The organism is Mycobacterium ostraviense (genome assembly GCF_002705925.1).
Classification (GTDB): domain Bacteria; phylum Actinomycetota; class Actinomycetes; order Mycobacteriales; family Mycobacteriaceae; genus Mycobacterium; species Mycobacterium ostraviense.
The window spans coordinates 2,559,282-2,584,080 of record NZ_NKRE01000001.1; the positions used below are offsets into that span (position 1 = coordinate 2,559,282).

The following is a 24,799-nucleotide window of genomic DNA, read 5'->3' on the forward strand; positions in this document are numbered from 1 at the left end:
CGGCGGCACCGGCGGGGCCGGCGCAACCGGCAGCGTCCTCGCTGGCACCGGCGGGGCTGGCGGGGCCGGCGGAGCCGGTGGGTTGTTCGGTGCCGGTGGTACCGGTGGCCCCGGCGGGGCGGCCAGCGCAGGTGGCGCCGGCGGGAACGGCGGCAACGCCGGCATGCTCGCGATCGGAGCCGCCGGCGGAGCCGGTGGCTCCGGCGGACAAGGCTTCGTGACCGGCGGCGGGGACGGCGGGACCGGCGGCAACGCCGGCACGTTCTTTGGCTCCGGCGGCGCCGGTGGCGCCGCCGGGGCGGGCTTCACCAAGGGCGGAGCCGGGGGGGCCGGCGGTAACGCCGGCATGCTCAATGGCTCCGGCGGGGCCGGCGGCACCGGCGGCGCTGGCAACACCGGCCCCGGTGGGGCCGGTGGGGGCGGCGGCAAGCCCGGGGTGATCGGCAATGGTGGTAACGGCGGTGATGGCGGCGCCAGCGCGGCCGCCGCCGGCGGCAACGGCGGCACCGGCGGCAACGGCGTGCTGATCGGCAACGGCGGTAACGGCGGCAGCGGAGGCACCGGCGCAACCCCGGGCAAGGCCGGTCTCGGCGGCCTCGGCGGGGTGCTGTTGGGTGCGGACGGAATACCCGCTCCCCCCAGCCCCAACCCGCTGCACACCCTGCAGCAGGACGTGCTCAATGTGGTTAACCAGCCCGTCCAGGCACTGACCGGGCGGCCGCTGATCGGCAACGGCGCCAACGGAACTCCGGGGACGGGCGCTGCCGGCGGCGACGGCGGCTGGTTGTTCGGTAACGGCGGCAACGGCGGGCACGGTAATACCAACACCGCCCTCAACGGTACGGGCGGGTCCGGCGGGACCGGCGGGGCCGGCGGGATCCTGTTCGGCAGCGGCGGCACCGGCGGAAGCGGCGGGATAGCCACCGGCGTCGGCGGGAAAGGTGGCGCTGGCGGCGCTGGCGGTTCCGCCTTGCTGATCGGCTCCGGCGGGAACGGCGGCAGCGGCGGGTTCGGCAACTCCACCGGTGGCGGCACCGGCGGGGCCGGCGGGCGCGGCGGCAACGCCGGCTTCTTCTTCGGCGCCGCCGGAACCGGTGGCGCCGGCGCCGCCCCCGGTAACCCGACCGGCGTCGGCGGCACCGGCGGCACCGGCGGGCTGTTCGCCGACGGCGGGGCCGGGGGAGCCGGCGGGTTCGGCGCGGCCGGCGGGAAAGGCGGGGACGGCTTGCTCTTCGGCGCCGGTGGCACCGGAGGGGCCGGCATGTTTAGCGGGAACGGCGGGGCCGGCGGCAACGGCGGGCTGTTCGGTGCCGGCGGTACCGGCGGCTCGGGCGGCGGGTCCACCGGCAACGACGGCGGGGCCGGTGGGGCCGGCGGCAACGCCGGCATGTTCGCCCTCGGTCCTTCCGGCGGTGCCGGCGGCAGCGGTGGCGTCTCCAATGATCTCGGCGGGAAAGGTGGGGCCGGCGGGTCCGGCGGCTTGCTCTTCGGCTCCGGCGGCGCCGGCGGTAACGGCGGCTGGGGCGGGGCCGGCGGCAACGCCGGCACCGGCGGTGCCGGTGGCGCCGGCGGCAAAGCCGGCTTCCTCATCGGCTCCGGCGGCGCCGGCGGCGCCGGTGGAGCCGCCGGCGGCGGTGCTACCCCCGCCGGCACCGGCGGTAACGGCGGGGTAGGCGGCGCGGCCGGGTTGTTCGGCAGCGGCGGTAATGGCGGCGCCGGCGGTGACGCCGGACCGACCACCGGCACCGGCGGCAATGGCGGTAACGGCGGCAACGCCATCCTGGTCGGCGATGGCGGCAACGGCGGTAACGGCGGGAAGGCTGCGGCCAATGGCAAGGCCGGTACCGGCGGCACCGGCGGGCTGCTCGGCGCGGACGGGTTGAACGGGTTGCCGTAGTCGGAAACCCCGCGCCGAGTTGCTGTCAGGCGTGATGCGCCAACACGTCAACGCATATCCGCGGTGACGGGCGGCATCTCCGGGGCAGCTTGGCGCCCGCTACACCAACGGGCGCCCCGTCTTGATCCGCCGGTCCAAGTCCCAGAGCATCAGGTTGAACGGGAACTGCCGGACGGCCCGCGGCATCATGGCGTTCACCGTCCCTATCACCGCCATCAACCGATCGAAAAGCTGTTGTTTGCCGGCGTCCCAGGGCAACCGCATCTCGTCGCGAAACCGTTGCGGCAGAAAGCCAGTGGTGATCAGCAGCGCGATACTTTCCGGAACCTTGCGCAGCACGGCTGGCAAGGGCACACCCGGTATCCGGGCCGCGGCAATCGGATACAGGTAGTCGCGAACGGCGTCGTCGATATGCACCTTCTTCAGCGACTCCTGCCAATACCGGTCGAAGGCAGCCCGATCGGGCGGCCACATCTCCGCGGGTACCTGCAGCGTGGTGGCCAGCGCCATGGTCTCGCGGTAATGACGCTCGGCCTCGGCGTCGTCCAATTCGCCGACGAAGATGCGGCGCACATCAGCCGCGCCCTTGCACATACATGCCGCCACCCACAGCTGCAACTCGGGGTCAAATGCGTTGTACTGCAGCGGACTCTCGGATGTCGAGTACACCTGAGCGTGCGCCCGGTTCACCGCGCGGCGGTAAGCGGCCTGCTGCTCGTCGCTGCCGGCCATCGCCACCGCAAGATAGGTAAAGGTGGTGCGCGTCCGCTTGATCGGGTGCAGGTCCAACCGGCCGCTCTCGACCCGGCTCTCCACCACGCCATGTCCGACTTCGGGTCGCGCCAGCTGCATGATCACGTTGGCCGGACCGGCGAGCAGCGCGATCCCCATCAAGGTGTCGTCGGTAGCGGCCGGCCGCCCGCGCCGGGCCCGTACCGCCCGGGGCGGGTCGGCCACCGGACGCTCGACATGGGGAACGGGCTGGCGAACCGCACCGGGAATTGCCACCGTACGTCCTCCTGCCGAGCCGAGCCGACCCGCTAATTGTGATAACGCCTGTTTCCCGATATTGCTCGGGTCCCTGCCCTGGTGTCAAGATGACGTTCGTGACCGAAGACTCCGGGTCAGGCGAACCCTCCGCACGCCCGTACCGCGGCGTCGATGCGGCCCAGCGGCTGGCCGCGCGGCGTCGGCAATTGCTGGACGCCGGCTTGGACCTGCTCGGCTGCGACGACAGCGACATCACCGAACTCACGGTCCGCGGCGTCTGCCGCCAGGCGGGCCTGTCGGCGCGGTATTTCTACGAAAGCTTCGCCGACAAGGACGAATTCGTCAGCGGCGTGTTCGACTGGGTGGTCGCCCAGCTGGCCGCCACCACCCAGGCCGCGGTAGCGGCGGTACCCCCACCCGAGCAGGCGCGCGCCGGGATGGCCAATGTGGTGCGGACCATCGCCGACGACGCGCGTATCGGACGCCTGCTGTTCAGCACCCAACTGGCCAACCCGGTGGTGGTGCGCAAACGCGCCGAATCCAGCGCGCTGTTCGCCATGTTGTCCGGTCAACATGCCGGCAACGCGCTGCGCATGCCGGCAAACGAGCACATCAAAGCGGGCGCGCACTTCGTCGTCGGCGGAGTCGGCCAGACCATCAGCGCCTGGCTGGCCGGGGACGTCGCGCTCGAGCCGGACCAGCTCGTCGAACAGCTCGCGTCGTTGCTCGACGAACTCGCCGACCCGAAGCTATACCACCTCACGGGAACAGCGGCAGGTGCCACAACCGCGTCCCCGGTCGGATCAGCCACAGCCGCGCCAGGTTAAGCCGCATGATGCGCTGCGCGCTGGTGATCATCACGACGGCAACCGGCAGCTCCAGGAACAGCGCGGTCAGCACCGACCACCAGCGCTCGTCGGGTCCCGCTGTCATCAGGTCGAACCACGCGTCACAGATCAGCAGCACCCCAGTGGTGAACGCGGTGAGCAACAACAGCTGACGGCGCAGGTAGCCCAGCACAGCCGTGGCTGCCATGAACCCGACCAGCAAAAGGTCGAAGCCGACCCAGGTGGCCGGCCAATTGTGCGCGACGTAGTTGGCCGGCAGTGTCAGCCCGAGAAATGCCGTCCACGGGATCAGCACCAGCGCGCAGCCGATGACCAGGCGCAGCCGGACCCGCCGAGTCCGCGCGAGGGTCGTCGGGTCCACCACCTCGCCCAGCGGACGCTCCAGCCGGGAAATCAGCTCACGGCGTTGTTCTGGACTCAGTGCCGCGATCTGCTCGTCGGTCAGAATACCGTCCGTCACGTCTGGCCGGCCACCGCCGCGGGTCGCCGGTCGGCCGCCGTCCTGGGGACGGCAGACGTGTCGTTCCCAGTGAATTCCTTTATCCAGCAGGCGAATTCAAGGGTGATACCATCGGGGTCCTGGAAATAGAACGAGCGCACGTACACCCCGGGATGCACCGTCGCTGACACCTGCATCTGGCTCTCGTCATGATTGAGGACCGGGCCGACCCGCACCCCTTTGTCCTTGAGCCGCTGCCGGTATGCATCGAACTTTTCGGCCGGGACATGGAACGCCAGGTGGTTCATCGAGCTCACCGCGCTGGTGATATCGCCGATTCCCGGAATGGCGCCGGGTGAGGAGATGCCCGGCACCCGATCCGGTGCCCCGGCGAACCAGAAGAACGCGACGCAGTCGCCGTTGCCGGCGTCGAAGAAGAAGTGCTGCCCCTGGCCCCCGGGCAGGTCGAGCGACTTGATCAACGGCATGCCCAGGATGTTGCTGTAGAAATCGACGGTGCGCGCCATATCCGAACACACCAGCGCGACGTGATTGATTCCGCCGAGCTCGAACTCGGTGTTGGTGTTGTGCGGCTTGATCATCGTGCGGCTCCGATCGGCCCCTGCCCTGGCTTGCCCCTGCCCTGGCTAAGCCTTGAATCTGAATCTAACATCAGGTTCAGTTTTGCTCCAGAGGAGGTGCGCCAGATGTCTGCGTTTCCGACACACCGCGGTCGGCGGACCCAGGCCGCGATCGACACCGCCGCCCGAACAGTCATCGCGCGCAAAGGGATTCTGGCCACCACCATCGCCGACATCACCGCCGAGGCCGGCCGTTCGGCGGCGTCCTTCTACAACTACTACGACTCCAAGGAAGCGATGGTGCGTCAGTGGGCGCTGCGCTTCCGCGACGAAGCCAACGAGCGGGCCCAGTCGGTGACCCGGCACGGCCTGTCCAACCGCGAACGCGCCCACGAGGCCGCCGCCGCGCACTGGCACACCTACCGCAACCGACTCGCGGAGATGATCAGCGTGTCGCAGCTGGCCATGGTCAACGACGACTTCGCCCAGTATTGGGCCGAGATATGTGCGATTCCAATCTCTTTCATCACCGACACGGTCAAACACGCCCAGTCGCAGGGGTATTGCCCAAGCGACGACCCCCAGCTGGTCGCCGAGGCGATCGTGGCCATGTTCAACCAGTTCTGCTACATCCAGCTCAGCGGAGCCCGTTCGAGAGAACCCAACGACCGGGCCTGCATCCAGACCCTGGCCAACATCTACTACCGAGCGATCTACGGTGAGGAGGTTCACTGAATTGCCCGATGTCGTCCGCGAGTTCGTCGGCCTGCCGTCCCCGACCGCGGGACGCGCCGGTGCCGGCGGGCACCCATGCCAGGGGCTCTACCACCAGGTCGCCGGAAGCAAACCCACGGTGGCGATGATCGCCACGCACTACCAAATCGACTTCTCCGAACACTATCTCGCCGAATACCTGGCCACCCGCGGGATCGGCTTCCTGGGCTGGAACACCAGGTTCCGCGGCTTCGAAAGCAACTTCTTGCTCGACCACGCACTGGTCGACATTGGTGTCGGAATGCGCTGGCTGCGCGACGTCAAGGGCGTGGAAACGGTGATATTACTGGGTAATTCGGGGGGCGGTTCGTTGATGGCCGCATACCAGTCACAGGCGGTCGACCCGAACGTCACCCCGCTGGAAGGGATGCGCCCCGCGGCCGGGCTGACCGAGTTGCCCGTCGCCGACGGCTACGTCGCCACCGCCGCCCACCCCGGCCGCCCGGATGTGCTGACCGCCTGGATGGACGCCGCCGTCGTCGACGAAAATGACCCGGTGGCGACGGATTCCGATCTGGACCTGTTCAACGACGACAACGGGCCGCCCTACTCCCCCGAGTTTCTCGCCCGATATCGCACCGCTCAGGTAGCGCGCAACAACCGCATTACCGAGTGGGCCGAGGCCGAGCTGAAACGGGTACGCGCCGCGGGTTTTTCGGATCGGCCGTTTGCCGTGATGCGAACCTGGGCCGATCCGCGCATGGTCGACGCCACCATCGAACCGACCAAACGTCAGCCCAATCTGTGCTACGCGGGGGCGCCGCTGAAAGCCAACCGCTCTGCGCACGGCATCGCCGCGGCCTGCACGCTGCGCAACTGGCTGGGCATGTGGAGCCTGCGGGTGGCCCAGACCCGCGCCGAGCCGCACTTGGCCCGGATCACCTGTCCGGCGCTGGTGATCAACGCCGACGCCGACACCGGAGTGTTTCCCTCTGATGCCCAACGCATCTACGATGCGCTCGCGAGCACCGACAAAACCCGAACCTCGATCGACACCGACCACTACTTCACCACACCGGGTGCCCGCGACGAGCAGGCCGACACCATCGCCAACTGGATCGCCGAGCGGTGGCGCTAAGAGTTCTCGCCCACTTCGCACCCGGCGACAAGGTACCTGATCTCGTTGCGGCCGAACGCGATTGACTCGACGTCCGTTGGTGTTCCGAAGATGACGACGCGTGCTTCTACCGGGAATTGCCCGAAGCGGAAGTGATTTGGCATGTGCTTCGTCCGCTGTCGGGCACCGACTTGGAACAAGGCGCCCGGCTGCGGCTGGTCCACAAATTCGGCGCCGGGGTGAACACCATCGACATGGCGACAGCGACAAACCGCGGTATCGCGGTGGCCAACATGCCGGGCGCCACCGCGCCCTCGGTTGCCGAGGGCACGGTGCTGTTGATGCTGGCCGCGCTGCGCCGGCTACCGACGCTGGATACCGCGATCCGTCAGGGCCGGGGCTGGCCGGCGGACCCGCGACTGGGCGAGACGGTGCGCGACATCGGCGGTTGCACGGTCGGTCTGATCGGCTATGGCAACATCGCCAACCGGGTCGCGGCCATCGTCGCCGCGATGGGGGCCAGCGTGCTGCACACCAGTACCCGCGACGACGGACGCCCCGGCTGGCGGCCGCTGCCGCAACTGTTGGCCGCCAGCGACATCGTCTCGCTGCACGTACCGCTGACCAGCGACACCCACCAGCTGATCGACGCCGCCGCGCTGGCCCGGATGAAGCCGTTCGGTGCTGGTCAACACGTCTCGGGGAGCCGTGATCGACGAAGACGCCCTGGTGAGGCGCTGCGCGGCGGGCGGCTGGCGGCAGCGGGTCTGGACGTTTTCGCCGTCGAGCCGGTAACGCCCGACAACCCGCTGCTGACCCTGGACAACGTGGTGCTGACGCCGCATGTCACCTGGTACACCGCCGACACCATGCGGCGTTATCTGGGCGAGGCCGTCGAGAATTGCCGGCGGCTGCGCGACGGACGGCCGCTGGCCAACCTGGTCAACCAACCCACCGGTTGTTAGCTTGGAAGGAACTCGCTCAAGGGAAGGCGAACAATGCCGATCGCAATAACCCCTGAACATCAAGACCTCGCCGATTCGGTGCGATCCCTGGTGGCGCGGGTGGCGCCATCGGAGGTCCTGCATGGGGCTCTGGAGACCCCGATCCAGAACCCGCCGCCGTACTGGCAGGCAGCCGCCGAACAAGGGCTGCAGGGGGTGCACCTGGCCGAGGCCGTGGGCGGGCAGGGGTTCGGCATCCTCGAGCTGGCCGTGGTGCTGGCCGAGTTCGGCTACGGGGCGGTGCCCGGGCCGTTCGTCCCGTCGGCCATTGCCAGCGCGCTGATTGCGGCGCACGACCCCGAGGCCAAGGTGCTTTCCGAGCTGGCCACCGGGGCGGCCATTGCCGCGTACGCGCTGGATTCCGGGCTGACCGCCACCCGCCAAGGTGACATCCTGGTGATCCGCGGTGAAGTCCGCGCGGTCGCCGCGGCGGCTCAGGCCGCCGTTCTGGTGCTGCCGGTGGCCATCGATAGCGGCGAGGAGTGGGTGGTGCTGCGGGCCGAGCAGCTCGATATCGAGCCGGTCCGCAGCCTGGACCCGCTGCGGCCTATCGCACACATCAGGGCCAACGCCGTCGAGGTCACTGACGACGTCGTGCTGAGCAATCTGAGCATGAGCACCGCCCACGCACTGATGTCCACGCTGCTGTCGGCGGAGGCCGTGGGTGTGGCCCGGTGGGCCACCGACACCGCGGCAAGCTACGCCAAGATTCGCGAACAGTTCGGCAGGCCGATCGGCCAGTTCCAGGCGATCAAGCACAAGTGCGCCGAGATGATCGCCGACACCGAACGAGCCACCGCCGCGGTGTGGGACGCGGCCCGCGCCTTAGACGAGGCGAGCCCGCACATCGAGTTCGCCGCGGCGGTAGCGGCAACCTTGGCGCCGACGGCGGCCCAACGCTGCACCCAGGACTGCATCCAAGTCCACGGCGGCATCGGCTTCACCTGGGAGCACGACACGAACGTGTACTACCGCCGCGCGCTGATGCTGGCCGCCTGCTTCGGCCGCCACACCACCTACCCGCAACGGGTGGTGGACACCGCGACCACCACGGGGATACGGTCGGTGGACATCGACTTGGACCCCGACACCGAGAAACTGCGCTCCGAGATCCGGGCCGAGGTTGCCGCCTTGAAGGCGATGCCGCGCGAGCAACGCAAGGTCGCCATCGCCGAAGGCGGCTGGGTGTTGCCCTATCTGCCCAAGCCGTGGGGGCGGGCGTCCAGCCCGGTCGAGCAGGTCATCATCGCCCAGGAGTTCACCGGCGGACGGGTCAAACGGCCGCAGGTCGGCATCGCGGCCTGGATCATCCCGTCGATCGTCGCGTTCGGCACCGAAGAGCAGAAGCAGCGCTTTCTGCCGCCGACCTTCCGCGCCGACATGATCTGGTGCCAGCTGTTTTCCGAGCCCGGCGCCGGCTCGGATCTGGCGGGGCTGACGACGAAAGCGACCCGGGTCGACGGCGGCTGGCGGATCACCGGCCAGAAGATCTGGACGACGGCCGCCCAGTTCGCGCACTACGGCGCACTACTGGCCAGGACGGACCCGAACGCGCCGAAACACAACGGCATCACCTATTTCCTGCTGGACATGAAAAGCCAAGGCGTGCAAGTAAAGCCGCTGCGTGAACTGACGGGTCACGCGATGTTCAACACCGTCTACCTCGACGGCGTGTTCGTTCCCGACGAGTTCGTGCTCGGCGAGGTGAATCGGGGCTGGGAGGTCAGCCGCAACACGTTGACGGCCGAACGCGTGTCGATCGGCAGCAGCGACGCCAACTTCCTGGCCACCCTGCCGCAGTTCGTCGAGTTCGTCCGCGACGGACATTTCGACCAGGTCGCCCACCACCGCGCCGGTCAACTGATCGCCGAGGGTCATGCGGTCAAGGTGCTCAACCTGCGCTCCACGCTGTTGACCATCGCCGGGGGTGACCCCATGCCGTCGGCGGCGATTTCCAAGCTGTTGTCGATGCGCACCGGGCAGGGCTACGCCGAATTCGCGGTGTCAACGTTCGGCACCGACGCCGCGATCGGCGACCCGGACCAATTGCCGGGCAAGTGGGGCGAGTACCTGCTGGCCAGCCGGGCCACCACCATCTACGGCGGCACGTCGGAAGTGCAGCTGAATATCATCGCCGAGCGGCTACTGGGTCTTCCCCGCGACCCGTAAACCCGGCAACCGCGGTGCCAACGGGTGAATCGGCTGGGCAAGCCGTTGAGCCCGCCCGTGCCCAGCAGGAGTCCGCCCTGTCCGCCAGTCCCCGAGCCGCCCGTGATGATGCCGGTCCCGCCGTTGCCGCCGTTGCCGATCAACACGGCGTTGCCGCCGGCCCACCGGAACCGCCGCCACCGTCTCCGAATCCCGGTGGCGGTACCGAGACTTCGCAGGGGTCCCCGTTGCGGGGATAGCTGCTACTCGACCTCCATCTCGCGCAGTTCACGCTTGAGGATCTTGCCGGTGGGATTGCGCGGCAGCTCGTCGAGGAAGATCACCTCGCGCGGCACCTTGTAACGCGCAAGGTGGTCGCGAACGTAGTGTTTGACGGTGTCCTCATCGAGGTCGGCGTCGGGCTTCTTCACCACGAATGCGCGCAGCCGCGCGCCCCACTCCTTGTCCTCGACACCGATCGCGGTGGCCTCCACCACGTCGGGATGCCCGCTGATCAGATCCTCCACCTCGGCGGGGAACACGTTTTCACCACCGGAGACGATCATCTCGTCGTCGCGGCCGCTGACGTAGAGCAGTCCGTGCTCGTCGAAATAGCCGACGTCACCCGAGGACATCAGCCCGTCGATGATCTGCTTGTGGCCGCCGCCGGTGTAGCCCTCGAACGGGAAGGCGTTGCCGACGAAGATCCGCCCGACCTCGCCTTGTGGCAGCTCGTTGCCGTTCTCGTCGAGGATCTTGACCTTCACGCCCTTGACGACCGGTCCCACCGTCGCGGGGTTGCGCTCCAAGTCCTTGGGTCCGGCGATGGTGGCGAACGCGATCTCGGTCGAGCCGTACATGTTGTAGATGACCGGCCCGAGGTCCTTGAGCGCGCGCGAGGCCAACTCGGCGCCCAGCTGCGACCCGGAAACGAAGACGATCTTCAGGCTGGACAGATCGGGCTTCTTGTGCATCTTCTCGATCGCGTCGAGGATGCGCGACAGCATCACCGGCACCACCACCATGGCGGTCACCTTGTGCTTCTCGATGTCTTGCAGCACCAGCGGCGGCTTGAACTTCCGTCGCAGCACCAGCGTCGAACCGAGGAACATCGCGATGGTGGCGTGCAGGTAGCCCAGCGCGTGGAACATCGGCGCCGGCAGCGATGTCACCTCGTTGGCCTTGAAAGGAACATGCGACAGGATGCCGCCGACCGGCGCCAGCGTCGGTGGGGTGCTGCGGTTTGCCCCCTTCGGGGTGCCGGTTGTTCCGCTGGTCAGGATGATGATCGACGCGTGCTTGCCAGCCTTGGGGGCGGGCGCCGTGCTGCTGCGCGCGATCAGGTCGGCCAGGGTCTCGTCAGTGCTGCCCGACGGCTCGTGAGCTGGGTCTTTATCGGGATTCGTGCCCAGGGCCCGGAGCTTGCCCAGCGGCGGCTCGGCCTTGCTGACTGCCTTGGTGTACTCGTCGTCGTAGATGATCAGCTTGGCGCCTTCGCGCTCGGACACCTCTTTGATCTGAGGCCCGGAGAACTCGCTGTTGAGCAAGATGATGCGGGCGCCCACCCGGGCGGCGCCGTAGTTGGCGATGAGGAACCAGCGGTGGTTGCGCGCGAGCAGGGCCACCCCGTCACCGGCCCGAACCCCCTTGGCGAGTAGGGCGTTGGCCACGGCGTGGGCGGCTTCATCGAGTTGCTTGTAGGTGAACTCGCCGTCTTCGTCGATGCAGGCTGCCCGGTCCGGGTGGCGTCGGGCGTTCAGCGACGGCAGCATGCCGAACTCGCCCCACTTCACGATTTCGTTTGCCATCGCGGCATAGTTCAGCGGCGACTCCAACCGGAACGCGCCCGATTCGACGATCTTGCGCACGTAATGCAGTTCGGAGGTACCGCGGTCGAGGTATTGCTGGATCTTTCCGAGCCCGGGCAAGTCACTGAGGTTAGGCATAACCTCACAATATGTGACGGGGGTCGCAAAGCGACCAGAAGGTATTCCGGAATTAGCATGGACTCCCATGACCGGTCCGGCATCCCTGGACGTCGCCGGACACCGCGTCACCATCAGCCATCCGGACCGGGTGGTGTTTCCCGGCCGGGACGGCCGATCCGGACACACCAAACTCGACCTGGTGCGTTACTACCTCTCGGTGGCCGATGGTGCGCTGCGCGGCGTGGCCGGCCGGCCGATGATCCTGAAGCGCTTCGTCAAGGGCATCTGCGAAGAAGCGGTGTTCCAGAAGCGCGCACCTGCCAACCGCCCGGACTGGGTCGACGTCGCCGAACTCCGCTACGCGTCGGGCACGTCCGCCAAGGAAGCCGTCATCCACGACGCGGCGGGACTGGCGTGGGTGGTCAACCTGGGCTGCATCGACCTCAATCCGCATCCGGTGCTGACCGGTGACCTCGACCATCCCGACGAGCTGCGGATCGACCTGGACCCGATGCCGGGCGTCGAGTGGCGGCACATCATCGACGTCGCCCTGGTGGTGCGTGCGGTGCTCGAGGACTACGGCCTGACCGGCTGGCCCAAGACGTCCGGGTCGCGCGGCTTCCATGTGTATGCCCGGATCGCGCCGCACTGGCCGTTCTCGAAGGTCCGGCTGGCTGCCCAGACCGTTGCGCGCGAAGTCGAACGGCGCGTACCCGATGCCGCAACCAGCCGCTGGTGGAAGGAGGAACGCGAGGGCGTGTTCGTCGACTTCAATCAGAACGCCAAGGACCGTACGGTCGCGTCGGCTTATTCGGTGCGGGCCACTCCCGACGCCCGGGTATCGACCCCGCTGTGCTGGGACGAGGTGCCCGACTGCTATCCGGAGGACTTCACCCTGGGTACCGTTCCGGACCGGTTCGCCGAGCTGGGTGACCCGTGGGCCGGGATGGACGATGCCGTGGGCGATCTGGACCGGCTGCTCATGCTGGCCGAGGAATTGGGGCCGCCGGAAAAGGCGCCTCAAGGCGCCGGCCCACGGGCCGGCGGCCGGCGCCGGTCCTCCAAGCCGCTCATCGAGGTCGCCCGCACCAAGACCAGGGACGAGGCGATGGCCGCGCTGGACACCTGGCGCCACCGCCACCGCGCCGCGGCCGACCGGCTGCAGCCCGCCGACGTGCTGGTCGACGGGATGCGCGGGCCCAGTTCCATCTGGTACCGGATCCGGATCAACCTGCAGCACGTGCCGCCCGAGCAACGTCCGCCGCAGGAGGAGCTGATCGCCGACTACAGCCCGTGGCCGGGCTATCCGCCCAAGCCGAAACCCGCGGACACCTGATCACACCGGACTCGTCGCGGCTCCCCTACGCAGGTAGCGATACCACGTCACGATCAGCAAGCCCAGGAAGAAGACCACGTAGCAGCGCAGCGCCGGTTCGATGCTGCCGAACTGCGCCTTGGACCACGCATACGCCAGCGGCACCAGAAACCCGCCGACGGCACCGACCGCGGAGATGACGCCCAACGCGCCCGCGGCCTGGCGGCGCATCTGGACCATGGTGTCCGGGTCACCGCCCGCCAGCTCACCTGTGACGGTGAAAATCCGGGAGATCATCCGGTAGGTCGATCCGTTGCCGATACCGGTGGCCACGAACAAGAACCACGGCCAACGGGACCAGCAGCAATCCGGCACGTGCCAGCGCCACCCCGCCACCGGCGACCACGACGGAATGACCTTCTGCACCACCGCAACTCCGATGTTGCCCCCGGCCGCGTTGAGACCCAGCGCCCAGCCCTTGTCGCGCTCCGGGAAGAAGAACGAGATGTTGGCCATCGAGGAGCCACCCCTACCCCGGCGGTCGTGGCGATCGCGACCAAGAGCACGAACGGTATGCCGGGATGGCTTACCGCCCAGGACAGCAGCAGACAGGGGATGACCAACAACGTTGCCGAGATGATCGTCCTGTTGCGGCCACCGAAGATCGGGACGGCAAACGTGTAAGGCAACCGCAGCAACGCACCGACCCCGCTGGGCACCGCGACCAGACATAGCGCCTGGCTGGGCGACAGCGCCCAGCCAGAGGGCGCAGGGTGGCCATCGACGGCCGTCATGTGCACCACCACGATGCTCCACAGCATCCACACGCTGAACCCGATGTGCTCGGCGAAGATGGAGAAAACGAGGTTACGATGGGCGATCGGTCTGCCGGTGCGCTCCCAGAACTCGGGGTCTTCCGGGCGCCAGTCGTCAATCCAGGGACCTTCGACATAGGGCGCGCGCGGTGGCGCCTGCTGGATTTCCGGGGCAATCGTCATGGCTCGACGCTAAAGGCGCGCTGTTCCCGGCTCCGGCGCCCGCAGTTACGCGGCCGAAAAGCAAACATCACAACGGTCTTGCGAGGCCTGTCAGAAAAATGCGGCGGCGGTGGGGGCGCACCGGCATTACGCGGCGGTGAGCCGACTCGGGCACGCGATAGTCTCACGCGGTGCAACAGGGATGGAGTCGGCGCGGATTCCTGCAGGTCGCTGGAGCAACAGGGCTCGTCGCCGCGGGGATGTCGGGGTGTTCGTCACGCGAACCGAAACCGGGCACACCCGGCGGTGGGGCGGTGACCATCACTCACCTATTCGGCAAGACCGTCGTCAAAGAGCCGCCGAAGCGCGTGGTCAGTGCGGGCTTCACCGAACAGGACGACTTGCTGGCCGTGGGTGTGGTGCCGATCGCGGTGACCAACTGGTTCGGCGACCAACCGTTCGCCGTATGGCCGTGGGCCCAACCCAAGCTCGGAGCGGCGCAGCCGGTGGTGTTGAACCTCGACAACGGAATTGCGGTCGAGCAGATTGCCGGCCTGAAGCCCGACCTGATCGTGGCCATCAACGCCGGCGTCGACGCCGACACCTATCAGAAACTGTCGGCGATCGCCCCGACCATCCCGCAGTCCGGCGGCGACGCGTTCTTCGAGCCGTGGAAGGACCAGGCGACCACCATCGGCCAGGCGGTTTTCCAGGCCGAGCAGATGAAGTCGCTGATCGACGACGTCGACCGCAGGTTCGCCGAGGTCGCCGAGAAGAATCCGAAATGGAAGGGCAAGAAGGCACTGCTGCTGCAGGGCAGGTTGCGACAGGGCAACGTGATCGCCACCATGGCCGGCTGGCGGACCGATTTCCTCAACCAGATGGGTCTGGTCGTCTCCGACGCCATCAAGTCCTACGCCGCCGACCACGTTGCGGTCATCCCCCCCGAGCACATCAAAGAGGTGCTCGATTCCGCCGATGTGCTGATCTGGTCCACCGAAAGCCCGGAGGAGCAGCAGGCGTTGCTGGCCGACCCCGCGATAGCGGCTTCCGGGGCGACTGCCCAGAAGCGCCACATCTTCACCACCAAAGACCTGGCCGGAGCGATCGCGTTCGCATCGCCGCTGAGTTATCCTCTGGTGGCCGATCAGCTGCCCCCGCAGATCGGCGCAATCCTGGGCTGAATTCCCGGTTGGCAATGCCGCTGACCGCATCCGCATGAGCGTTTGCTAAGGCACCTCTGGCAGTGCTCCAAGATCCCTCGCCCGAGCGCCGATAACGGGGCTACCGTCGAAAGATGAGTGTGACGAACCTCTCCAGCGACCCCGCAACCGACGCGGCGACGCGCACCGTTCTGGACTACGGCGACCAGGCGCTGATGGTGGAATGCGACAGTACCGCTGAGGTTTTGGCGTGGACCGACGCGCTGCGCGTGGCGGCCCTGCCGGGAGTGGTCGACATCGTTCCCGCGTTGCGGACGGTGTTGATCAAACTGGCTGCACCCCGCTTCCAAGGGGTTACCCGCCAGCGGCTGCGCCGGTTGCCGATCGAGTCTCCGGCTGCACCGCCGGATCACCGGGGTGATCACCCCGTCATCGACGTCGTCTACGACGGCCCGGATCTCGCCGAGGTCGCCGGCCACACCGGCCTGACGGCCGCACAGATCATCAACGCCCACACCGCAACCCCGTGGCGGGTGGGATTCAACGGGTTCTCGCCCGGTTTCGCCTATCTCATCGGCGGCGACCCACGGCTGCGGGTCCCTCGCAAGTCCGAACCGCGAACCGTGGTGCCGGCCGGATCGGTCGCTCTCGCAGGCGAATTCAGCGCGATATATCCTCGGCAGTCGCCGGGCGGGTGGCAGATTATCGGCCACACTGAAGCCGTCTTGTGGGACGTCACCAGACCCACCCCCGCGCTGCTCATGCAGGGCATGTGGGTGCGGTTCCGGGCCGCGTAGCAAGGAGCAGCTGCCATGGCGATCCTGGAAGTTCTGCGCACCGGCCCGCTGGCCATCGTCGAAGATCTCGGCCGCGCCGGCCTTGCCCATCTCGGTGTCGGCCGCTCCGGAGCCGCCGACCGCCGCTCCCACACGCTGGCCAACCGGCTGGTCGCCAACCCCGACGATCGGGCCACCGTCGAGGTCACGTTCGGCGGGTTCTCGGCGCGGGTTCGCGGCGGCGACGTGGACATCGCTGTGACGGGTGCTGACACCGATCCGACTGTCAACGGAATCATGTTCGGCACCAACAGCATTCACCACGTCCGTGATGGCGAGGTGATTTCGTTGGGCACGCCCCGCGCCGGGCTTCGGACGTATCTGGCGGTGCGCGGCGGCATCTGCGTCACCCCGGTGCTGGGTTCGCGGAGCTACGACGTGATGTCGGCGATCGGTCCCGCGCCGCTGCAAGCCGGCGACCTGCTGCCGGTCGGCGAACACACCGCGGACTATCCCGAACTCGACCAGGCCCCGGTGGCCGCCTTCACCGGCGCCGCGGTCGAACTGCTGGCGATACCGGGTCCGCGTGACGACTGGTTGGTCGATCCCGACGCTCTGGTCCACTCCGACTGGGTGGTCTCCGACCACAGCGACCGGGTCGGGACGCGTCTGGTCGGGAGTCCGCTGCAGCACCGCGACCCGGACCGGCAGCTGCCCAGTGAGGGCACCACCCGCGGCGCGATCCAGGCGCCGCCCAACGGATTACCGGTAATCCTGGGGCCCGACCACCCGCTTACCGGCGGCTACCCGGTGGTGGGCGTGCTGATCGACGAGGACATCGACAAGGTCGCCCAGGTGCGGCCGGGCCAGCACGTGCGGCTGCAATGGGCAAGGCCCCGCACGCAGGTCCGTTAGCCGGCCCGTGCACGCCCAGGTACACACCGCACGGTTGGTGCACACCTCCGATCTGGACGGCGAGACACGCCAGCGCATCCATCAGATGGTGACCGACGCCTTCGCCGGTGACTTCACCGAAAATGACTGGGAGCACGCCCTGGGCGGGATGCATGCCCTGATCTGGCACCACGGTGCGATCATCGCGCATGCCGCCGTGGTGCAGCGACGGCTGATATACCAGGGCACCGCGTTGCGCTGCGGTTACGTCGAAGGCGTTGCGGTACGCGAAGGTTGGCGCGGCCAGGGACTGGTGCGCGCATTGTTGGACGCTGGCGAGCAGGTGATACGTGGCGCCTATCAACTGGGCGCGCTCAGCTCCTCGGCACGGGCCCGCATGCTGTACGCGTCGCGTGGCTGGTTGCCTTGGCACGGCCCGACGTCGGTGCTGGCGCCCACCGGCCCGGTGCGCACTCCCGACGACGACGGCACCGTGTTCGTCCTGCCGGTCGAGGTCACTCTGGACACCTCGGCGGGACTGATGTGCGATTGGCGCGCGGGCGACGTCTGGTAATCGATTCCGTTGGGCGCCAAAGACTTGTGCCCGATCCACATCGTGAACATCGGTGATCTGCCACACATTAGCCGCGCGACTCGCGGCGCCTGCCAGGAAGCTGCCAGATAACTGGGATTCAACTTTCAGGCGATATCGACCGAACCAGGTTGACTCACTTCGATACTCGATGTGAGCATCGAAAGGACTGCGACACATGCCTGGTGGCCGCGGGCTGCCCTGCATCCGCCGATGGCCGAATAAGTTGCGGTGGGATCGCTCGACGGGGGACCTGAGTGCACGCCGTTAAGGGCGCTGCGCTGGTGACGTTTGTTCGGGACAGAACACCATGCACGAAAGGTGAAGACCATATGGGCCGCAACCATCGCATCCCGGACTGGAATCCGGAAGACATCGCGGCCTGGGAAGCCGGTAACAAAAAGATCGCGCGGCGCAATTTGCTGTGCACGATGGCCGGCGACCATGTGGCCTTCTCGATATGGTCGCTGTGGTCGGTGATGGTGTTGTTCATGCCCGCGTCGGTCTACGGGTTTTCTGCCGGCGACAAGCTGCTGCTGGGCGCGGTCGCCACGCTGGTCGGCGGCTGCGTGCGCATCCCTTACACCCTGGGTGTCGCGAAGTTCGGCGGCCGCAACTGGACGACGTTCTCGGCATTCGTGCTGCTGATTCCGACGGCCGGCACGATCCTGTTGCTCGCCAACCCCGGCCTGCCGCTGTGGCCCTATGCGGTGTGCGCGGCGCTGACCGGGCTGGGCGGCGGCAACTACGCGGCCTCGTTGGCCAACGTCAATGCGTTCTACCCGCAACGGCTCAAGGGCGCAGCGCTAGCGGTCAATGCCGGTGTCGGCAACCTCGGCGTCGCAGTGATCCAACTGGTCGGCCTGTTGGTACTGGCTTCAGCTGGCCACGAGGCACCGTACTGGGTCTGTGCGACGTATCTGGTGCTGTTGGCGGCCGTGGGCGTCGCGGCGGCGGTGTTCATGGACAATCTCGAGCACCGCATCGAGATCAACCACATGCGGTCAATTCTGTTCGACCGCGATACCTGGGTGATTTCACTGCTCTACGTCTGCACGTTCGGCTCCTGGATCGGGTTTTCGTTCGCCTTCGGGCAGGTACTGGAGGTCAATTTCGCGGCCAACGGCGAAACTGCCAAGCACGCGTCGCTGCACGCCGCCCAAATCGCCTTCGTCGGACCATTATTGGGTTCCCTCGCCCGGATATACGGCGGACGCTTGGCCGATCGCATCAGCGGCAGCCGCGTCACGCTCGGCGTGCTGGCCGGCATGATCATGGCCGCCGGGATGCTGGTCGGCATCAGCACTTACACCGACCATGCCGCGGCGACAACAACCACCGCCATGGTGGGCTACGTCGTGGGGGTCGTCGGGATCATCGGATTCCTGGCGCTGTTCATCTTGTCCGGAATGGGCAATGGGTCAGTGTTCAAACTGATTCCGTCGGTGTTCGAGGCGCGCAGCAGGTCGCTGCTGGTCACCGACGCCGAACGCCGCCACTGGGCGCGTGCCATGTCGGGATCGCTGATCGGAATCTGTTCGGCAGTCGGCGCACTCGGCGGCGCGGGCATCAACCTGGCGCTGCGTGAGTCCTACCTCAGGAGCGGCACCGAGACGTCCGCGTACTGGGCGTTCCTGGTGTCCTATGTCGTTGCCGCCGTCCTTACCTGGATGATGTATGTGCGCCGGCCGGTTTCAGAAACCAAGGTCCACGACGCGAAGGCCCGACCCGAACTCGCCCGGGTGTGAGCACCACCTCAGCCAAGGGCAATGCCCAGGCAATTGCCCGGTAACGCCACCGAAATTTCCAGGGCTTAGACAGTTGATATGGCCCAGTTGAACTCTGAGCCACTGCGGGGCTACCGCATTGCAGTGACCTCGGCTCGCCGCGCCGACGAGCTGTGCGCGCTGCTGCGCCGCCAGGGCGCGGAGGTATGCAGTGCCCCGGCAATCTCCATGATCGCCCTGCCCGACGACGACGAACTCCACCACAATACGCAGGCGTTGATCGCCGATCCGCCGGACATACTGGTGGCGCACACCGGCATCGGCGTTCGGGGCTGGATAGCCGCCGCCGAGGGGTGGGGGTTGGCCGGCGGGTTGATCGGGGCGCTGTCTACGGCCCGGGTCATATCTCGCGGGCCGAAAGCCACCGGGGAGTTGCGCGCCGCCGGGTTACGCGAGGAATGGTCCCCGGATTCGGAGTCGTCGCTGGAGGTCTTGGACTACCTGCTGCGATCCGGCGTATCCGGGAGGCGGATCGCCGTTCAACTGCACGGCGCCACCGACGGTTGGGACCCGTTCCCGGAGTTTGTCGGCGGGTTGCGCTCGGCGGGTGCCGAAGTGCTGCCCATCCGGGTATACCGCTGGAAGCCAACACCATTGGGCGGCGAATTCGACCAGTTGGTCGCCGGCATTGCCCGAAGACAATTCGACGCGGTCAGTTTCACGTCGGCACCAGCCGCGGCGGCGGTACTGGAACGCGGCCGCCAGTTGGGTATCGAGGAGCAGCTATTGGCGGCGCTGCGCAACGATGTGCACGCGATGTGCGTGGGCCCGGTCACCTCGCGCCCCTTGACCCGAAACGGCGTCCCCACGTCGGCTCCGGAGCGAATGCGGTTGGGGGCCCTGGCCCGGCATATCGCCGAAGAATTGCCACGGCTCGGATCGTGCACCCTAACCGCCGCAGGGCACGTCGTCGATATCCGCAGGGCCTGCGTGCTGGTCGACGATTCCATCAAGACGCTGCCGGCGTCGGGAATGGCGATTCTGCGTGCGTTGGCCCGACGCCCCGGCGACGTCGTCGGGCGCGACGAACTGCTCGCCGTGTTACCCGGCAACGGCGACGACACCCACGCCGTCGACACCGCCGTACTGCGGCTGCGAACGGCGTTGGGCGACAAGAACATCATTGCGACGGTGGTCAAACGCGGCTACCGGCTGGCCGTCGACACGCAGGACGACGTATGAGTCTGATCCTGACGGCACACGGCACCCGCAGACCGACCGGTGTCACAATGATCGGTGACCTTGCCGCGCGGGTGAGCGCACTGGTGGACCAGACTGTGCACGTTGCGTTCGTCGACGTGCTGGGACCCACGCCCAGCGAAGTGCTCTCCGGATTGTCCCCGGCAACGGTATCGGCAAAACCCGCAATCCTGGTGCCCGCCTTCCTGTCTCGCGGATACCACGTCCGAACCGACCTGCCGGCTCATGTCACCGCCAGCGGCCATCCGGACGTCACCGTCACCCCGGCATTGGGGCCCAGTCGGGAGATCACCAGAATTCTCGCCCACCAACTGGTGAAATCCGGTTGGCGTCCAGATGATTCGGTGATCTTGGCGGCGGCGGGAACCTCGGACCGCCGGGCACACACCGACCTGCACACCGCTCGGACGTTCCTTTCGACGCTTACCGGGACCCACGTAGAGCTGGCGTTCGCGGCCACCGGCGGTCCGGACGTGTGCACGGCGGTTGCCGGCGCTCGCCGAAGCGGTGCGCGCCGCGTCGTGGTGGTCTCTTATCTGCTGGCCGAAGGTCTGTTTCAAGAACGACTACGCGCCTGCGGCGCCGATCTGGTGACGCCGCCGCTGGGCGAGCATCCAGGATTGGCCCGGTTGATCGCCGGCCGATTCCGCAGTGCCATCCGGTGCCGATTGGGCAGCCGCCGAATGCAACGCATGCCGAATTAGATGGAAGACAAGTTCTTTGCCCGCGCGGCTCTGCCGGAATGGCACGCCGACGTCAAGACGCTTGATCTTTGATCACATCCGCGTAATCCTGGCACCATGGCCCATCACCAGGAGCCCTCACGCGGGCTCCTCGACCCGGTAGCCAAGATGCTGCGGCTGCCGTTCAGCACACCGGAATTCATCGACAAAATCGTCACCGGAAGCGTCAACCAGGTCGGCCGCCGAACGCTTTACATGCTGATTACCACCTGGGACGCCGCGGGCGGCGGTCCCTTTGCGGCCAGCGCCATCGCGTCCACGGGCCTGGCCAAGACCGCCGAAATCGTTCAGGCGATGTTTATCGGGCCGGTCTTCAACCCGCTGCTGAAGATGCTGGGAGTCGACAAGATCGCCGTCCGGGCCTCGTTATGCGCTTCGCAGCTGGTCGGCCTGGGCATCATGCGCTACGGGGTGCGCTCGGAACCACTGCATTCCATGTCGGTGGAGGCCCTTGTCGACGCAATTGGCCCGACGATGCAGCGCTACCTCGTCGGCGATATCAGCCGCGGCTAGGGGCTAGGCCATCCGGTAGGCCTCGCCAGGTCTGATAGGCCGGCAGTCGGCCCTGTCAGGCGGCGATCCGCGCGACCTGGATGTGGCCTTCGGGTGTGACGCGCGCCGGGTAAACCGGTACCGAGACCCGTGGATCGTCCAGGCAGCTACCGTCGTCGAGCGCGAAAGCCTGCTTCAGAATCGGTGATTGGACCGTGACCCGTCCGCCGCGATCGCCGACGATCCCACGGGACAGCACGGCCGCGCCGGAGAACGGGTCCACGTTACCGACCGCGCGCACCGAGCCGTCGTCGAGCCGGAACAGCGCCGCCTGGCTACCGTCGTCGAGCAGCACACCGACACCACGGCCGGGAATGAGGTGGTCGTAGGAGCACGCGGTGGTCCAGACCTGAATGTCGTTGACAAGTGTCATGATTCCCTCCCTGACTATGAGCGCATCCGCGGCATGCCAATGGGCACAGGCACTTTACGGCCGGCACGCTCGGTGAACGTCACGGTCGAATCGACCGCATCCGGGGCGTTGACGAAGGAGACGAACCGTGACAGCTTGTCCGGATCCTCCAGCACGCCCTTCCATTCGCACGTGTAGTTGGCAACGTGCCGCTCCATCGCGGCCTCGAATTCCTGGGCCAGGCCGAGCGAGTCTTCGCAGACGACCTCGCGCACGTGGTCCAGCCCCAGCGATTCCACCCACGGCGCGGTGCGTTGCAGCCGCTCGGCTGTGCGGATGTAATACATGAGGAACCGGTCGATGTAGCGGACCAGTGTCTCGGTGTCCAGGTCGCTGACCAGCAGCTGGGCATGCTTGGGAGTCATGCCGCCATTGCCGCCCACATAGAGGTTCCAGCCCTTTTCGGTGGCGATGACGCCCACGTCCTTGCCGCGCGCCTCGGCACACTCGCGCGCACAGCCTGAAACGCCGAGCTTGATCTTGTGCGGTGCGCGCAGGCCGCGGTAGCGCAATTCGAGATCAATGGCCAGCTGCACCGAATCTTGCTGCCCGTAGCGGCACCAGTCGCTGCCCACACAGCTCTTTACCGTGCGCAGCGCCTTGCCATAGGCGTGGCCGGACTCCATGCCGGCGTCGACCAGCCGCTTCCAGATCAGCGGCAGCTGATCCACCCGGGCGCCGAACATGTCGATCCGCTGACCACCGGTGATCTTGGTGTACAGCCCGAATTCCTGGGCGATCTGGCCGATCAGAATCAGGTGCTCGGGCTTGATGTCACCACCGGGAACCCGCGGGACCACCGAGTAGCTGCCGTTCTTCTGAATGTTGGCCAGGAAGTGGTCGTTGGAATCCTGCAGCGCGGCTTGCTCGCCGTCCAGAATGTGGTCGGAGCCGGTGGAGGCCAAGATCGACGCGACCACGGGTTTGCAGATGTCGCAACCCTTTCCGCGGCCGAAACGCTCCAGCAGACCGGAGAAGGTCCGGATCTCGGTGGCTGAAATGATCTCGAACAGCTCCGCCCGCGACTGGCTGAAGTGCTCGCACAGCGCCTTGGACTGCTCCACCCCCTCCGCTTCCAGCAGTTGCTTCAGCAACGGCACGCAGGACCCGCACGAGGTGCCGGCCGCGGTGCATGCCTTGAGGGCGGGCACATCGGCGCAACCATCGGCGATCGCGCACTTCAGGTCGCCCTTGGTGACGTTGTTGCAGGAGCAGATCTGCGCCGAATCCGGCAGCGCCCCAACGCCCAACGCGCCACCGCCGTCGCCGGATCCGGCGGGCGCGATCAGCGCCAGCGGATCCCCGGGCAACTCGCTGCCGACCATGGGCCGCAGCACTCCGTACGACGAGGCGTCACCCACCAGCACACCGCCCAGCAGCGTCTTGGCGTCGTCGGAGAGCACCAGCTTGGCGTAGGTGCGCTTCACCGCGTCGTTGATGACGACCTCGAGGCAGTTCTCGGTCGCGCCCGTCGCATCGCCGAAGCTGGCGACATCGACGCCCAGCAGCTTGAGCTTTGTCGACAGATCCGCCTCCGGGAACTCGGCAGCGCCGCCCAACAGCCGGTCCGCAACCACCTCGGCGCTGGTATATCCCGGTCCGACCAGGCCGTAGCAGCACCCCTCGATAGCCGCCACCTCGCCGACCGCATAGATATCGGGATCACTTGTCCGGCAGGACAAATCGGTGAGCACGCCGCCACGTTCGGCGATCGACAGGCCCGCCGCCTTCGCCAATTCGTCGCGCGGCCGGATGCCGGCGGCGAAGATCACCACGCCGGCATCGATGGTGTCACCGTCGGTAAGTCGCACCCGAACCGACGCTGAGCCATCTGAGTGTTCGACGGGCTCAATGGATTCGGTGCCCGTGCCAACGTGGACGGCGATTCCGAGGTCAGTGATCATGCGAGCGAGCAGAGCGCCGCCGGCCTCGTCGATCTGCTGGGCCATCAACCGGGGCATCATCTCGACGACGTGCGGCTGCAACCCGAACTGGCGCAGTGCATTGGCGGCTTCGAGTCCCAGCAGACCGCCACCGATGACCACTCCGGTGTCGGTGTGAGCCGAGTTCAGCGTGTGTTGGGCGCCGGCGCGGATCGCGTCGAGGTCGTCCAGCGTGCGGTAAACATGGCATTCGGGCAGGTCGTGCCCGGGCACCGGGGGAACGAATGCGTAGGAGCCGGTGGCCAGCACCAAGGCGTCGTAGCCGTGCCGCTGCCCGTCGGCGGTGACGACCGAGTTGGTCGCGCGGTCGATCTCGGTCACCCGGGTGTTGAGCAGCACCCGCACCCTGTCGTCACCGGCATAGTCGTTGCCCGGCAATGCCAGTTGGCCGCGGTCCCAGGTTTCGGTGTAGGAAGTCAGCCCGACCCGGTCGTAGGCAGCGTCGGCCTCCTCGGCCAGCACCGTGATCCGCCACAAGCCGCTGGTGTCGCGGGCACGCAGTGCCTCCACCAGCCGGTGGCCCACCATGCCGTGCCCCACCACGATCACGTGCCACCGGCAGGGCGAATCCCCGTCGCGCGCGCGAGTAGTTCCGGCTGAAGCCATGCCATGAAGGTTAAAGGCGGAAAATTGCCGGAAAATCGCCCAATGTGACAGCCCGATGACATGGCGCTCACAGCTGGGAACAGCCTGTGTGACTGCGTTCACTATCGGCGAAAGCCCAGGTGGAACTTTAGCGGAGTCGACTCATGTTCTACGAGATAGCCAACCCGGCACGG

At 67.3% G+C, this 24,799-nt stretch carries 21 protein-coding genes and 2 pseudogenes; 16 read left to right on the forward strand and 7 right to left on the reverse strand.

Annotated features, from left to right (window positions below):
* Positions 1 to 682 precede the first annotated feature (682 nt).
* Positions 683 to 781: pseudogene (locus CDN38_RS32985) on the forward strand (PE family protein); the annotation flags it as partial.
* Positions 782 to 784: 3 nt separating this feature from the next.
* Positions 785 to 1,897 (forward strand): hypothetical protein, encoded by a 1,113-nt coding sequence (locus CDN38_RS32990; protein ID WP_408633071.1) that lies wholly within the window; start codon positions 785 to 787, stop codon positions 1,895 to 1,897.
* A 99-nt stretch (positions 1,898 to 1,996) separates the two neighbouring features.
* Here the strand turns inward: CDN38_RS32990 and CDN38_RS11700 are convergent, their stop codons facing one another.
* A complete protein-coding gene (locus CDN38_RS11700; RefSeq protein WP_075509622.1) occupies positions 1,997 to 2,905 on the reverse strand; it encodes an oxygenase MpaB family protein in 909 nt (302 codons plus the stop codon).
* A gap of 89 nt (positions 2,906 to 2,994) precedes the next feature.
* On the opposite strand from CDN38_RS11700, the gene CDN38_RS11705 reads away from it, so the two are divergent.
* Positions 2,995 to 3,714 (forward strand): TetR/AcrR family transcriptional regulator, encoded by a 720-nt coding sequence (locus CDN38_RS11705; RefSeq protein ID WP_075509623.1) that lies wholly within the window; start codon positions 2,995 to 2,997, stop codon positions 3,712 to 3,714.
* Here CDN38_RS11705 and CDN38_RS11710 read toward each other — a convergent pair.
* On the reverse strand, positions 3,647 to 4,195 hold the full coding sequence (locus tag CDN38_RS11710; protein ID WP_075509624.1) for a hypothetical protein: 549 nt from the start codon (positions 4,193 to 4,195) through the stop codon (positions 3,647 to 3,649). The two genes, CDN38_RS11705 and CDN38_RS11710, sit on opposite strands and share 68 nt — an antisense overlap.
* A complete protein-coding gene (locus CDN38_RS11715) occupies positions 4,192 to 4,776 on the reverse strand; it encodes a VOC family protein (protein WP_075509625.1) in 585 nt (194 codons plus the stop codon). The genes CDN38_RS11710 and CDN38_RS11715 overlap by 4 nt, the downstream gene beginning before the upstream one ends.
* 105 nt (positions 4,777 to 4,881) lie before the next feature.
* Here CDN38_RS11715 and CDN38_RS11720 point away from each other — a divergent pair, with 105 nt between their 5' ends.
* The 4 genes from CDN38_RS11720 to CDN38_RS11735 all read left to right on the forward strand — a co-directional run bounded on the left by CDN38_RS11720 (position 4,882) and on the right by CDN38_RS11735 (position 9,759).
* Positions 4,882 to 5,490 (forward strand): TetR/AcrR family transcriptional regulator, encoded by a 609-nt coding sequence (locus CDN38_RS11720; RefSeq protein WP_075509626.1) that lies wholly within the window; start codon positions 4,882 to 4,884, stop codon positions 5,488 to 5,490.
* Position 5,491: 1 nt separating this feature from the next.
* Positions 5,492 to 6,607 carry an alpha/beta hydrolase gene (locus CDN38_RS11725; RefSeq protein WP_075509627.1) on the forward strand — a complete coding sequence of 372 codons (1,116 nt, stop codon included), beginning with the start codon at positions 5,492 to 5,494 and terminating at the stop codon, positions 6,605 to 6,607.
* A 116-nt stretch (positions 6,608 to 6,723) separates the two neighbouring features.
* A complete protein-coding gene (locus tag CDN38_RS11730; RefSeq protein WP_082276997.1) occupies positions 6,724 to 7,551 on the forward strand; it encodes an NAD(P)-dependent oxidoreductase in 828 nt (275 codons plus the stop codon).
* Positions 7,552 to 7,584: 33 nt separating this feature from the next.
* On the forward strand, positions 7,585 to 9,759 hold the full coding sequence (locus CDN38_RS11735) for an acyl-CoA dehydrogenase family protein (RefSeq protein WP_075509628.1): 2,175 nt from the start codon (positions 7,585 to 7,587) through the stop codon (positions 9,757 to 9,759).
* A 242-nt stretch (positions 9,760 to 10,001) separates the two neighbouring features.
* Here the strand turns inward: CDN38_RS11735 and fadD2 are convergent, their stop codons facing one another.
* On the reverse strand, positions 10,002 to 11,684 hold the full coding sequence (gene fadD2 / locus CDN38_RS11745; RefSeq protein ID WP_075509629.1) for a long-chain-fatty-acid--CoA ligase FadD2: 1,683 nt from the start codon (positions 11,682 to 11,684) through the stop codon (positions 10,002 to 10,004).
* A 67-nt stretch (positions 11,685 to 11,751) separates the two neighbouring features.
* Here fadD2 and CDN38_RS11750 point away from each other — a divergent pair, with 67 nt between their 5' ends.
* On the forward strand, positions 11,752 to 13,002 hold the full coding sequence (locus tag CDN38_RS11750; protein ID WP_075509630.1) for a DNA polymerase domain-containing protein: 1,251 nt from the start codon (positions 11,752 to 11,754) through the stop codon (positions 13,000 to 13,002).
* On the opposite strand, the pseudogene CDN38_RS11755 reads toward CDN38_RS11750, so the two are convergent.
* Positions 13,003 to 13,979: pseudogene (locus CDN38_RS11755) on the reverse strand (MFS transporter).
* A 170-nt stretch (positions 13,980 to 14,149) separates the two neighbouring features.
* On the opposite strand from CDN38_RS11755, the gene CDN38_RS11760 reads away from it, so the two are divergent.
* From CDN38_RS11760 to CDN38_RS11795, 8 genes are all read left to right on the forward strand, one after another.
* On the forward strand, positions 14,150 to 15,142 hold the full coding sequence (locus CDN38_RS11760) for an ABC transporter substrate-binding protein (RefSeq protein WP_075509631.1): 993 nt from the start codon (positions 14,150 to 14,152) through the stop codon (positions 15,140 to 15,142).
* Between the two features lie 113 nt (positions 15,143 to 15,255).
* Positions 15,256 to 15,918 carry a 5-oxoprolinase subunit B family protein gene (locus CDN38_RS11765; RefSeq protein WP_075509632.1) on the forward strand — a complete coding sequence of 221 codons (663 nt, stop codon included), beginning with the start codon at positions 15,256 to 15,258 and terminating at the stop codon, positions 15,916 to 15,918.
* A gap of 15 nt (positions 15,919 to 15,933) precedes the next feature.
* Positions 15,934 to 16,812, forward strand: a complete 879-nt coding sequence (locus tag CDN38_RS11770) for a 5-oxoprolinase/urea amidolyase family protein (protein ID WP_075509633.1) — start codon at positions 15,934 to 15,936, stop codon at positions 16,810 to 16,812.
* 7 nt (positions 16,813 to 16,819) lie between these two features.
* Positions 16,820 to 17,365, forward strand: a complete 546-nt coding sequence (locus CDN38_RS11775) for a GNAT family N-acetyltransferase (protein WP_075509634.1) — start codon at positions 16,820 to 16,822, stop codon at positions 17,363 to 17,365.
* A 350-nt stretch (positions 17,366 to 17,715) separates the two neighbouring features.
* Positions 17,716 to 19,131 (forward strand): MFS transporter, encoded by a 1,416-nt coding sequence (locus CDN38_RS11780; protein WP_075509635.1) that lies wholly within the window; start codon positions 17,716 to 17,718, stop codon positions 19,129 to 19,131.
* A gap of 78 nt (positions 19,132 to 19,209) precedes the next feature.
* Positions 19,210 to 20,352, forward strand: a complete 1,143-nt coding sequence (locus CDN38_RS11785) for a uroporphyrinogen-III synthase (RefSeq protein WP_075509636.1) — start codon at positions 19,210 to 19,212, stop codon at positions 20,350 to 20,352.
* Entirely contained in the window at positions 20,349 to 21,074 is a 726-nt protein-coding gene (locus tag CDN38_RS11790; RefSeq protein WP_075509637.1) for a sirohydrochlorin chelatase, read from the forward strand. Before CDN38_RS11785 ends, CDN38_RS11790 begins: the two co-directional genes overlap by 4 nt.
* Positions 21,075 to 21,170: 96 nt before the next feature.
* Positions 21,171 to 21,626: a TetR/AcrR family transcriptional regulator gene (locus CDN38_RS11795; RefSeq protein WP_023369818.1), complete on the forward strand. Its 456-nt coding sequence runs from the start codon at positions 21,171 to 21,173 to the stop codon at positions 21,624 to 21,626.
* Positions 21,627 to 21,681: 55 nt separating this feature from the next.
* Here the strand turns inward: CDN38_RS11795 and nirD are convergent, their stop codons facing one another.
* Both nirD and nirB read right to left on the reverse strand, forming a co-directional pair.
* The gene (nirD, locus tag CDN38_RS11800) at positions 21,682 to 22,038 is read right to left on the reverse strand and encodes a nitrite reductase small subunit NirD (RefSeq protein WP_075509638.1); all 357 of its coding nucleotides are present in this window, start codon (positions 22,036 to 22,038) and stop codon (positions 21,682 to 21,684) included.
* 14 nt (positions 22,039 to 22,052) lie between these two features.
* Positions 22,053 to 24,626, reverse strand: coding sequence for a nitrite reductase large subunit NirB (nirB, locus tag CDN38_RS11805; protein ID WP_082276999.1), 2,574 nt, complete (start codon positions 24,624 to 24,626; stop codon positions 22,053 to 22,055).
* Positions 24,627 to 24,799: the final 173 nt, after the last annotated feature.